Origin of the sequence: Psychrosphaera sp. 1_MG-2023 (genome assembly GCF_030548245.1) — a bacterium.
In the GTDB taxonomy this organism is placed as follows: Bacteria; Pseudomonadota; Gammaproteobacteria; order Enterobacterales; family Alteromonadaceae; genus Psychrosphaera; species Psychrosphaera algicola.
The window spans coordinates 13,436-25,314 of the sequence record NZ_JAUORW010000004.1 but is presented as its reverse complement, the minus strand read 5'-3'; the positions used below and the strand labels follow the sequence as shown (position 1 = coordinate 25,314).

General features: G+C 40.4%; 9 protein-coding genes. 6 read left to right on the top strand and 3 right to left on the bottom strand.

Annotated elements, in window-relative coordinates; all coding sequences use genetic code 11:
• Nucleotides 1–12 precede the first annotated feature (12 nt).
• From Q4575_RS04365 to tolC, 3 genes are all read right to left on the bottom strand, one after another.
• Nucleotides 13–678 (bottom strand): TcpQ domain-containing protein, encoded by a 666-nt coding sequence (locus tag Q4575_RS04365; RefSeq protein ID WP_303521430.1) that lies wholly within the window; start codon nucleotides 676–678, stop codon nucleotides 13–15.
• Between the two features lie 13 nt (nucleotides 679–691).
• Nucleotides 692–1,645: an LpxL/LpxP family Kdo(2)-lipid IV(A) lauroyl/palmitoleoyl acyltransferase gene (gene lpxL / locus Q4575_RS04360; RefSeq protein ID WP_303521428.1), complete on the bottom strand. Its 954-nt coding sequence runs from the start codon at nucleotides 1,643–1,645 to the stop codon at nucleotides 692–694.
• Nucleotides 1,646–1,761: 116 nt separating this feature from the next.
• A complete protein-coding gene (gene tolC, locus Q4575_RS04355) occupies nucleotides 1,762–3,093 on the bottom strand; it encodes an outer membrane channel protein TolC (protein WP_215964362.1) in 1,332 nt (443 codons plus the stop codon).
• Between the two features lie 214 nt (nucleotides 3,094–3,307).
• Between tolC and nudF the strand changes: the two genes are divergently transcribed.
• From nudF to Q4575_RS04325, 6 genes are all read left to right on the top strand, one after another.
• Nucleotides 3,308–3,934, top strand: coding sequence for an ADP-ribose diphosphatase (gene nudF, locus Q4575_RS04350; protein ID WP_303521427.1), 627 nt, complete (start codon nucleotides 3,308–3,310; stop codon nucleotides 3,932–3,934).
• A 7-nt stretch (nucleotides 3,935–3,941) separates the two neighbouring features.
• Nucleotides 3,942–4,412, top strand: a complete 471-nt coding sequence (locus Q4575_RS04345) for a DUF1249 domain-containing protein (protein ID WP_215964363.1) — start codon at nucleotides 3,942–3,944, stop codon at nucleotides 4,410–4,412.
• 38 nt (nucleotides 4,413–4,450) lie between these two features.
• Entirely contained in the window at nucleotides 4,451–5,038 is a 588-nt protein-coding gene (locus Q4575_RS04340) for a YqiA/YcfP family alpha/beta fold hydrolase (protein ID WP_215964364.1), read from the top strand.
• Between the two features lie 290 nt (nucleotides 5,039–5,328).
• Nucleotides 5,329–7,224: a DNA topoisomerase IV subunit B gene (gene parE, locus Q4575_RS04335; RefSeq protein ID WP_215964365.1), complete on the top strand. Its 1,896-nt coding sequence runs from the start codon at nucleotides 5,329–5,331 to the stop codon at nucleotides 7,222–7,224.
• A gap of 210 nt (nucleotides 7,225–7,434) precedes the next feature.
• Nucleotides 7,435–9,552, top strand: coding sequence for an ATP-binding protein (locus tag Q4575_RS04330; protein ID WP_303521424.1), 2,118 nt, complete (start codon nucleotides 7,435–7,437; stop codon nucleotides 9,550–9,552).
• Between the two features lie 141 nt (nucleotides 9,553–9,693).
• Complete coding sequence (locus Q4575_RS04325) at nucleotides 9,694–11,853, top strand: PHB depolymerase family esterase (RefSeq protein ID WP_303521422.1); 2,160 nt, start codon at nucleotides 9,694–9,696, stop codon at nucleotides 11,851–11,853.
• Nucleotides 11,854–11,879: the final 26 nt, after the last annotated feature.

The window sequence follows — 11,879 nt, the reverse complement described above, 5'->3', positions numbered from 1 at the left end:
ATATTCCTTAATTTAATTTCCTAATTCACGGCGCTCTTGCCTATACTTTTTTTCCATTTCCTGATCTCTGCGCAACTGAGCAGAAGATAAGGTTAAGACACAAGAACTCGACATGTATTCGGTTTTGTTTGTCGTCAGAACAATCGTGCGTTCTTTTGGACAGTAGACTGAATCAACATGACCACCGTAGTCACCAGCAACAACTTTACTTATGCTGTCCACCAATGACTTCAGGTTACCTGACTCAGTAAAGTGCTGCTTAATAATGTAATCGTATTTTAAATCCCAAATAACCGCGACGCCTTCTTCTTGAGCAAATCGCTCTAGGACGGTTTTTATCGTTTCGTTTTCTTTAAAACTACGTTTTTTGTTTTCGCCTTCCCAGACTGGCGAGCCTGGGGATACTTCGTCACGACGCAGTTCCAACAATTCTGTCGCGTTTCGTGGCGATTTAGGTAATTCGATTGTAAAGTCGTCTAATCGACTGCCACCGGGTTTTATTGCTTTGCGGACTTCGGCATAAAACTTTGCGACACCTTTAGCCACAGGGTTTTCACTTGTTTGATTACTGGCGTCTGTGCCCCAGTAAATAAATCCAACAATAAGTAACAATAAAATACTTGGGAACAATATTTTTCCCATCAATCCCGAGTGTTTTTTAACTGGTTTATTCGTCATTGTTTTTCTATTTTTATTTATACAACGAAGGATCTGCTTCGTTAGGTCTGGTTTTAAATCGGCGGTGAACCCACATATACTGTTCCATGTTATCCGCAACGGCTTCTTCAACCCACTGATTGACTAATGTCGCATTGGCTTCAGCATCGTCACCTGGATAATTTTCAAGTGGCGGTAAAAATTCGATTTCGTACCCTTGAGTGCCGGGTAATCTTTTCAATTTTGTCGGTATCGTCGTGGCATTTTTATGTGAGGCAAATATCTCTGTGCCCGTCGTTGTCGCCGCTTGTTCAACATCAAAAAACGGTACAAATACACTGCGTTTTTTACCATAATCGTGATCGGGCAAATACACGGTGACTTCACCTTTTGATAATGCTTTTAGCAATCCTTTAACATCCCATTTACCCACCATATACTTATTTGAAACACAGCGTCCGCGATATTGAACCCATTCGAGCACTTTATTATTGTGTGGTCGATAAAAACCAACACATGGATAGCCTTTTTCGCCCAATACGCGCGCCATCATTTCGAGGGGTAAAACATGGAAAAACAATAAAAAAATGCCTTTTCCTTGAGCCAACGCGGAATCAATATGTTGTTGCCCTTTGACGTGGACAATCGATTGCACTCGCCATTTTGGCCACCACCAGGACATCCCGCTTTCAAATAAAGCGATACCTGCATTTTTAAAATTAGTTAATACCAATTTCTTACGCTCGTCCTCAGGCATATTAGGAAAACAAAGTTGCAGATTTGTTAGCGCTATGTCGCGACGACGTTTCATTAATTTATGAAGTAAAGAACCAATTCCACTCCCTAAACGAAATTGAATTGTCAAAGGCAACCAACTCAACAAGTAGAGAAATGAAATGCCAATCCACGTGAGCCAAAATTTAGGCGCAAGCAATGACAAAGAAAACTTTGGCGCTTGAAACTTTTTAGATACAGAAGTTGTACTCAAAACAATTACCAATTGAAAACGTTGTGGGAATTTTACCCCAACCGTGGGGTATTGATAACCTTTAATTTGACATAAAAAAAGGAGCGATACGCTCCTTTTAATAAATTAGTTTTTGGTTAGCTCGCGCTTAACCCTGAATTAACAGCGTTAACATCTTCTGCTGTTAACAAACCTGAGGCTTGTTTAAGGTTCATCATGGCCAAAATATAGTCATAACGAGTAGAAGATAGCTGGCTTTTTGCACGGTATAAATTTTGTGTGCTGTCTAATACATCAACGATTGTACGTGTACCCACTTCAAAACCTGCTTGAGTCGCTTTTAATGCGCTCTCTGCCGATATGACTGATTGTTCTAATGCTTTGATCGTTGAAACTAGTGCCGTAACGTCTGCATAAGATGTACGAACTAAGCGAACCACAGCACGGTGCGTTTCTTCACGGTCTTCGCTGGCATACACATAATTTGCTTGAGCTTGACGAACTGCACTGGAGGTTGCGCCACCAGAATATAAAGGCACGTTAAGCGTTAATCCGATTGAGTTGCTATTTAGCGCTTCAGTATCAAATGTACTTAAGTCAGTATCTTGTGAGCTTATTGACGCATTTAACGTCAAGGTTGGGTAGTGACCAGCACGAGCTCGTTTAATATCAAACTTTGTCGCTTCTAAAACTAATTCTTTTGCTTTAAGTTCTAAATTATTATTTTCAGATTTAGTGACCCACTGCTGTACTTTTAATGGTTTTGGCAATGTTGCAGAGAATCGTTCAGTATTTAAGCCGTCAAATTTGGCATAATATTTACCGGTAATTTCTCGGATGGCTTCTTTTGCAATTTCAACGCTGTTGCTTGCGCGGATTTCAGAAGCGACTGAGTTATCATATTTGGCCTGCGCTTCATGTACATCAGTAATTGCAGTTAATCCAACGTTAAATCGTTGTTTGGTTTGTTCAAGTTGACGTTCGATGGCTTTCTTTTCAGCCTGTACAAATTCCAAATTATCTTTGGCTTTTAATATATCGAAATAGGCTTTAGTAACGCGAGAAATTAGCGCTTGTTTCGCCAAGTCATAACCCGCCTGCGCTTGTAATGCACGCTTTTCAGCAGCATCAAGTGAATACCAGGTATCCATTCTGAAAATGGCTTGGGACAAAGAAATACCGTATTGTAAATCTGTATATTCGTTGTCATTGACAGCAAACGTAGTTGAATCGATTGATTCAGAATTTGACAATGTATAAGAACCCGTCAGGCTGACACTTGGTAGTAAACCAGAAAATGCGGTTTTTTCAGATTCTCTTGCGATATCGTATTGTGCCTTTGCCTTTAAAGTGGCAGGATCATTTCGCATTGCATCTTTGTATGCGTCTAAAAGACTTGTAGCAGATGTTGGCAAACTTGCAGCTGTAAACAATATCGCTAAAGATGCGGTTAAAAATGATTTTCTCATCGTGTTTCCTTAGTTGAAAGCGAATTTCCAAATACATATATTGGGTTAATTGTCAGCATTGTAACGTTTCTAATTGATATAAGTAACGTTTTAGTCGTAATAAAACAATGCTAAATGTAACAGAATATGTGCTTTTCTCTCTTTATTATAATCAAGTTGTATTAGAAGTCTCTAATATAAGTAAATAATTTTTACTCTAAAACGGACAATTTATATGTCAATGAAGCCATTTACTTCACAATTCAACCATTCTGACGTAAAAAACCTTAAAAAAGAAACCATCTATCAAGGTTTTTTTAAGCTAGAACAATATTCTTTCCAGCATAGCCTATTTGCCGGTGGTGAGAGTGCAGTTGTTTATCGCGAAATTTTAGAACGTGGTGACGCAGTTGCCGTCTTACCCTATGATCCAAAAACCAATCAATTGGTCTTTATCGAACAGATCCGCATCGGCGCGATTAATGACAATAAGTCGCCTTGGTTATTGGAAGTCGTTGCCGGCATGATAGATAAAGATGAAACAAAAGAACAAGTTGCACTTAGGGAGGCCGAAGAAGAGGCTGGGTTGATTGTCGAAGAGCTGATCCCAATGTTAAACTACTTATCCAGTCCAGGTGGCACAACGGAACGAATTCACCTATTTTTAGGCATTGTCGATACGACAGAAGTGGGTGGCATCTATGGTCTTGCTGAAGAACAAGAAGACATCAAGGTACATGTAATGGATTTTGATGATGCGTTGGATTTGTTTAATCAAGGTGTTATCGATAATGCATCGACTGTAATTTGTGTTCAATGGTTGGCATTAAATAAAAGTAAAATAGATACAAGGTTTAAATAATATAAAAATGACAGCTGTGCGCCGCGGGTTTGGCCAAAAATATGTCCCTAACCTTAAAAAACTGCAACATACTTGCACCCGCAACTATGGCTTATTGCTGCGTCTTTTACCTATGGAATATAACTTGAACCAAACTTGGGTGTTATCCATATCAAAAAATTTGACCTTTGAGTTAACGGTCACTGATATTAGCCGTTACACTGAATCTTTTACTCTTTTACAAGTGGATAGTCAGTTACCTGTAAACATGAAAACAAATATCGATTTTCGTGTTTACCATGACGCACAAATGGTTGAGGTTACCGGTTTTCAAAAGCAAAACTGGATAAAAGCAAACAATCCTTATCCAAACCCAAAGTTGCATCATAAAGATGAAAAGGTTCAAGTTAATTTGTTATTGAAAGACTGGTTAAACTTAGTTGTCAATCATCAAGCGAGTGGCGTAGACCCTTTAGTTCAAGCGCCTGTCTCATTATAAATTTCCAAGTCTTTAAAAGGTAAATTAGGTTAATAAGCATGGATTCAATTCTCTATTTACATGGTTTTCATTCATCACCATATTCTGCCAAAGCGCTGGAGTTTAAAAAGCAAATTGAGTTAAATCATCCTCAAATTTCTGTTATCGCGCCGCAATTGGCGGCTTTGCCACAAGACGCTATTCGACAGGTAACTGAAGTTGCCCAGCAATTTAGCGATCAATTAATTGGTGTAGTTGGGAGTTCGATGGGCGGGTATTTAGCCACCTATTTACACAATGAGTTTCATTTGCCTGCGGTCGTAATTAATCCAGCTGTTAAGCCATTTGAACTATTAGAAAGTTATAAAGGGGCGCAAGTCCACCCTTTAACAAATGAACGTTATACTTTGGGTGATGAGCATATGGCACATTTACGTGATGTTTATCAACCAACGGTTCGCGACGGAAAGTTAGTTTGGTTGTTGCAGCAAGAAGGTGATGAAGTTTTAGATTATGACCAGGCAATCAAGCACTACCAAGACTGTCTTATCACCTGTGAAAAAAACGGCAGTCACGCATTTGAGGGGTTTGAACGATATCCAAATGATATCGTTGAATTTTTTCTAAAGAGCAAGCCGACACGTTAGCTCAGTATCAAAGATAGGATTAAGTCGCGTGACCGTTTGGCTTATTGGTAATTTGTTCAATAGCTGAACAGCCTTTGAACACTGACGTCAGGCGCGAATAAGCGTTACTTTATTTATGAGTAATAACTCGCTTTGATTTCCAACATGAGCTACAAATTATATTCCGTAAAAATAAAAATAGATTTGGTCCCACACTAAATTTATTCCTAAATAGTGCTTTATGTTTGCTACGTTCCTCGTTAATCTTGTCTCTATATTAATAAAAACAAAAACGCTAAATCCGACACCCTATGACAGACCAATCCTATAACGCAGAAGCTATTGAAGTCCTAAATGGACTCGAACCCGTACGTCGCAGACCGGGAATGTATACCGATACAACTCGGCCAAACCATCTAGCGCAGGAAGTAATCGACAATAGTGTCGATGAAGCGTTAGCGGGCCATGCGCAGTCAATTTTTGTCATATTACATGAAGACAATTCATTAGAGGTCCAAGATGATGGACGTGGAATGCCTGTGGATATCCATCCAGAAGAAGGGATCCCAGGGGTAGAGCTGATCTTAACCAAATTACATGCCGGTGGTAAGTTTAGTAATGCCAGCTATGAGTTTTCTGGTGGTTTACACGGCGTTGGTGTTTCGGTAGTTAATGCGTTAACAACCCGAATGGAAGTTAAAGTTAAACGTGACGGCCAGCATTATGGCATCGCGTTTGAAAATGGCGATAAAGTAGAAGATCTTTCCGTAATAGGCACTGTTGGTCGTCGAAATACCGGAACCAATGTTCGATTCTGGCCAGACGCGACTTATTTTGACTCTGCTAAGTTCTCCATTTCTAAACTGGTCCATAATATGCGCGCAAAAGCGGTATTGTGTCCTGGATTGCGAATTAAGTTTGATAACAAACAAACAAAAGAAACATATGAGTGGTATTACGAAGATGGTCTTAAAGATTATCTAATAGACTCAGTGAAAGAATACATTAATTTGCCAGAAGACCCATTTACAGGTAGTTATTCTGGTAATTTAGAAGCTGCTGATTGGGCTATTACCTGGTTGCCGGAAGGCGGTGAAGCGGTTGGCGAAAGTTACGTAAACTTAATTCCAACGGCCCAGGGCGGAACGCACGTAAATGGATTACGGCAGGGATTGTTAGAGGCGATGCGTGAATTTTGCGAGTTTCGAAACTTGCTGCCACGTGGTATTAAACTCACCCCAGAAGATATTTGGGAACGATGCAGCTACATCTTGTCAGTGAAAATGCAGGACCCACAATTTGCTGGGCAAACAAAAGAGCGATTATCATCGCGCCAATGTGCCACATTTGTCTCAGGCGTAGTAAAAGATTCCTTTAGTTTATGGCTAAATACCAATACTGATATTGCGGAACAACTGGCTGAATTATGTATTTCAAATGCACAAAAACGCCTAAAAGCCGCTAAAAAAGTTGTTCGTAAAAAGGTCACTCAGGGGCCCGCATTACCAGGTAAGCTAACAGATTGTTCGAGCCAAGAAATTGGCCGCACAGAACTATTTCTCGTCGAAGGTGATTCAGCTGGTGGTTCGGCGAAACAAGCTCGAGATCGAGAAATACAAGCGATTATGCCGCTTCGAGGTAAGATCTTAAATACTTGGGAAGTGGATGCCGGTCAGGTTTTGGCATCACAAGAGGTTCACGATATATCGGTGGCGATTGGAATGGATCCGGATTCAACTGATCTGACACAATTGCGTTATGGCAAAATTTGTATCCTAGCGGACGCCGACAGTGATGGTTTGCATATAGCCACATTATTGTGTGCTTTGTTCACCCAACATTTCAGGCCCTTAGTGGAACAAGGTCATGTATATGTTGCGATGCCTCCGTTATATCGTATTGACGTTGGTAAAGACGTGTATTACGCATTAGACGAAGGTGAAAAAGACGGGGTTTTAGACCGCATTGCTGCAGAAAAGAAAAAGGGCAAAATAAATGTCCAACGCTTCAAGGGTCTTGGTGAAATGAACCCGCTGCAATTGCGTGAAACGACGATGGATCCAAATACGCGTCGGTTGGTACAATTAACCATTGATGAAATTACACCAACGATGGAACTACTTGATATGTTGTTGGCCAAAAAACGTTCAGGTGATCGTAAAATTTGGCTAGAAAGCAAAGGCAACAAAGCAATGGTAGAGGTGTAGCCAATCGAATTTTTGCCTGTAGGTCAATAGTATACAACGTCGAGTAATTTAACCTAACGTACTTACTCGACGACTTATCACCACGGTTTATCCCTCATTATTCTAATCTACGTGTCTGTTGTTGTTTGTAATTTGTCTTTGTGATTGGTAAATCCAAAGTAATGTTGCTAAGTTGTTATTATCAAATATATTTGGATAACAATTCGTTTTATGAAATTGCTGGAACCTACTTCAGTTGCAAATGTTCGGACCGAAATCGTAGATACTATTCTTGCCGTCGTCGCGTTATTTTCTGTTTTTCAAATTGCGGCATTAATGTGGCGCGCCACAGAATTTTACGACCCAGTGCACTTTATTCGAATTGCACTTCTTGTTTTGCTTATTGCGACTTATCTTTTTAGAAATCGAATACCGCATATTATAAAAAGCGCAGTTTTGATCTTTTCAACGTTGATAATTGGAATTTCCTCCCTGTTTGTATTTGGCTTAACCGCCGCTGGCACGTTATTACTGTTAAGTGGCGTCCTCACCACAGGATTAATTTTAAGTCATGCCATGGCGCTTGTTTTTTTAGCGGTTAGCCTATGTACGCTTGGCTATTTTGCGTTGTCGGCTCATTTAGGAATGCTGGAGTTTGTCAATTCTGCTGATTCATTCAATCTAAGCGTTTCAGCTTGGGTTAACCAAATAATGGTTTTTACTATTCTAGTTAGCTTATTGCTGTTTACGATAAAAAAAATGTTTACTGTTTTGATGGAAGCAAATATTCGATTAAGTGCAATGTCTGAGGACAGCCAAAAAGAAGCACAACGAGCCAATGATTTGTTGTTAGCGGCAGTGGACGCTATGCCGTATCGTGTTTTTTGGAAGGACACTAATTTGGTGTATCGAGGGGCCAACAAGCTCTTTTCCCTTGATGCCGGTGAAATAGACGCTTCGAAAGTGATCGGTAAGACAGATTTTGATTGTCCATGGATAGCAAACGCTGAAGCGTATCGGGCAGATGACCAGTTAGTCATGGATACAAAAACAGCTAAGTTGAATTTTGAAGAAAAACAAACAACGCCCTCCGGCGAAAACATCTATGTTATGACCAATAAAGTGCCGTTAATTTCTGCACAGGGTGACGTTATCGGGGTATTAGGTACTTACGATGATATTACCGAGCGAAAATTATTGGATTTGGAATTAACCAAAGCCAAGGCGGAAGCCGAAGCGGCAAACATTGCGAAAAGCCAATTTTTGGCCAACATGTCACATGAAATTCGAACCCCGTTAAGTGGCATTAATGGCTTGATAAGTTTGACTTTAAAATCGGATTTAACTGAGACACAAAGAGAGTATTTGAGTAAAGCAAAGCGTTCGGTTAGTAGTTTGTCTGTGATCATTAACGACATTTTAGATATATCAAAAATTGAAGCCAATAAACTTGTTATTGAATCAATCCCTTTCTCTCCAGCGAGTTTAGTGAATACTTTGCGGGATTTAATTGAACCGCTCATCGTTGATAAAAATATCGATTTTGTTGTCAAATGTGACTTTTCTGAAGAAGTGTTTTTAGAGGGTGATCAAACGCGTATCTTACAAGTGTTAATCAACTTGTGTTCAAATGCGATTAAATTCACCGCCTCTGGTTTAGTTGAGGTTGAGCTAAAATGGCAAGAACAAGAGGAACGGTTACACTTCTCCGTTGAAGATTCGGGGATTGGTATATCAGTGGAGGATCAACAAAAGTTATTTACCAGTTTTAATCAAGCTGACGGTTCGATTACACGAAATTATGGTGGCACCGGATTAGGCCTGTCCATTGTTAAAAACCTGTGTTTCTTAATGAATGGTAAAGTAGAGATAGAAAGTGAAGTTGGCAAAGGTAGTCGCTTTTTTGGATATATCTCGTCAAAGCGCGCCGAACAAAAAATAGAAAAGTTACAAGTTGCAAGTTTGCCATTAAATTTATTCGGTCTAAATATTTTGCTGGTGGAAGACAATGCCATTAACCAACTTATTGCTGAGCAAACATTAGTCTCAGAAGGGGTTAATGTTAAGTGTGTGGAAGACGGAATTCAGTGTCTAGATTCTCTGGAAAATGAAGAGTTTGACCTTGTCCTAATGGATATTCAAATGCCTAACATGGATGGGATGGAGGCGATTAAGTTAATAAGAACACAACCAAAGTTTGCACGGTTGCCGGTCATCGCACTAACGGCAAATGTGCTGTCGCATGAAGTGAAACAATACTATGAAATCGGGTTTAATGCCCATGTAGCTAAACCGTTTGATCGAATAGACATACTCGACGCGATTAAGCTGGTATTAAATCAACATTAACCCGAAACTTGTCGTATTTTAGGTGGTTTTTATTGTCAACGGTTGTTAGAGGGTAGTAGCTCTAAAGTAGCATATACGCGGTTAACTCGCTCATCTACCTTGTTGATTGTTTAAATTATAAACAATCAACAAGGTGAAATAATGATAATAATAAATAAAATATATGGTTTTTTCCTCCTCGTGAGCCTCTTTTTTGCTACTTCAGTTAATGCTGGAAGCTGGCAGCAAAATGTCAATATTGGTGGTTTTAACAATGTCCATATTTATACTCCTGACTCTTCTTCTGCAATTGGTGTGGGCAAGTCTCTACTGATTGTACTTCATGGATGTGTGCAACCTATTAATAATTACTTAACTGCGCAACTTGAAGACGCGGCAGAACAACATGGCATGGTGGTCGCAGTTCCCGATGCGATGAATAAAGCCGGTTACAGTTGTTGGTCGTATTGGCAAGGCGCTAAAAATCGAACTTCAGGTGATTATAAAAATTTGATTAACCTGGCAAATGCAATGAGCGGTGACGCATCTCGAAATATAGATGCAAATCAGGTATACCTTGCTGGTTTGAGTTCCGGTGGTGCATTTACCCAACAAGCCGGTTGTGTGGCACCTGATGTATTTGCGGGAGTGGCACCAAGCGCGGGACCCACCCTAGGCACAAGTTCTAACGGTGCGTTAAACAATTGTGAAGTGGTGACTCCAACCACCTTTAAATCACGTTGTGAAAGTTATGCAGGGTCTTACTCGGCACATCTTGATACTCAAATAGCAGTGGTCGGTCACGGCACGGCAGACACTACAGTTGACACCTGTTATAACCAACAAAATGCCAATGGTTACGCCAATGTTTATGGTGTTTCACAATTGTCTGGCAGTACAACTATTTCGGATGGTACAGGCCATACTGCATCTGAAACTTTATGGACTGGTAATCGAGTTGCGATGGTGTGGTTTGATGGTTTAGATCATTCTTGGTCTGGTGGCGCTGGTGCTTCAGGGGACTATATTGCATCTAATAGTATTAACTTTGCATCTTATCTAGGGCAGTATTTTAGTGACAATAACCAACGTGTGGATCGTAATTCGGGGCCTGTCATCACAGTATTAAATGCAGTAGACAACAATAACGTCTTAGCTATTTCAGGAAATGCTATAGATGACGATAGTAGTGTCACCAATGTTGAAATCGTCATTACCGATGTTTCAACTACAACACCTACTGCAGTTGCGACAATAAACACGACAGCTGCAACTAATAACGGTTATTTCTCTGCAGATTCTACAACCTTAAGTGATGGTTTATATTTAATTGAAGTTCGTGCCACGGACGATTTAGCAAAAACAGGAGACACAGTTTCGATTACAACTCGGGTTGGACCTGAGCCTCCAGCGACAGCACCACAAATGTCTGACGTCACTGTAGCGGTAAGTGGTCAATGTGCAACCATTTCAGGTTCGGTACTAGATCAAAACCAAAACTTGTCATCAGTTGAAGCAAGTTTTACAAATGGCGTTAAGGTAGCCACAGTCAATAGTAATCAATTTAATGTCGAGCAATGTGGGTTATCCGGTGGGACGCAAACTGCAAATGTTACCGCAACCGACAGCACGTCTTTATCGTCTACAGTACAGGTAAGCTTTACAATAGATGCTGGAAAAACAGGGGATTACAATTATCACATCGCGGAAGGTCATATAACCTGGGGATATGGTTACTCGGCCTGTTATCTAGAGTTTGGCACTAACGATTTTACGATGCGCGAATATCAAGCAGGTTCAACTCAGTGTAATTGGGTCGCCGATAGTGCACCAAGTTGTAAGGGACAAAACCAGGCATGCTCAGCGCAAACAGGGCCTATAGATAGTGATAATGACGGTATCGATGACAATCTTGATAACTGCCCAAACATGGCAAATAGTGATCAAGCTGACAACGACAATGATGGCTTAGGCAATGTATGTGATGCAACACCTAATGGTGGATCAACAGACTCTGACAGCGATGGCATCGCAGATAGCTTAGACAATTGCCCCAATATGGCCAATAGTGACCAAGCAGATAATGATAGTGACGGATTAGGCAACGTATGTGATGCAACGCCAAACGGTGACTATTCGTGTACAGAATATACTTCGAGTAACTATAGCCATGTAATGGCAGGCCGTGCGGTAAATTATTATGGGTACGCCATTGCGGTAGGGTCCGGTGATAACTTAGGTTATTACAATATTTACGTCACAAGCACCGTTGCTGAGATAAGCAATGGTCATTTTGAAAAAGGCTCATGCAGCTCATATTAAACGTCTAAAATACTAGTCGTTTGAAA

Coding starts and splice junctions, on each gene's coding strand:
- Q4575_RS04365 (WP_303521430.1), bottom strand. CDS start 678: ATGACGAATAAACCAGTTAAAAAACACTCGGGATTGATGGGAAAAATA.
- Q4575_RS04340 (WP_215964364.1), top strand. CDS start 4,451: ATGGATTCAATTCTCTATTTACATGGTTTTCATTCATCACCATATTCT.
- Q4575_RS04325 (WP_303521422.1), top strand. CDS start 9,694: ATGATAATAATAAATAAAATATATGGTTTTTTCCTCCTCGTGAGCCTC.
- Q4575_RS04330 (WP_303521424.1), top strand. CDS start 7,435: ATGAAATTGCTGGAACCTACTTCAGTTGCAAATGTTCGGACCGAAATC.
- parE (WP_215964365.1), top strand. CDS start 5,329: ATGACAGACCAATCCTATAACGCAGAAGCTATTGAAGTCCTAAATGGA.
- Q4575_RS04345 (WP_215964363.1), top strand. CDS start 3,942: ATGACAGCTGTGCGCCGCGGGTTTGGCCAAAAATATGTCCCTAACCTT.
- nudF (WP_303521427.1), top strand. CDS start 3,308: ATGTCAATGAAGCCATTTACTTCACAATTCAACCATTCTGACGTAAAA.
- tolC (WP_215964362.1), bottom strand. CDS start 3,093: ATGAGAAAATCATTTTTAACCGCATCTTTAGCGATATTGTTTACAGCT.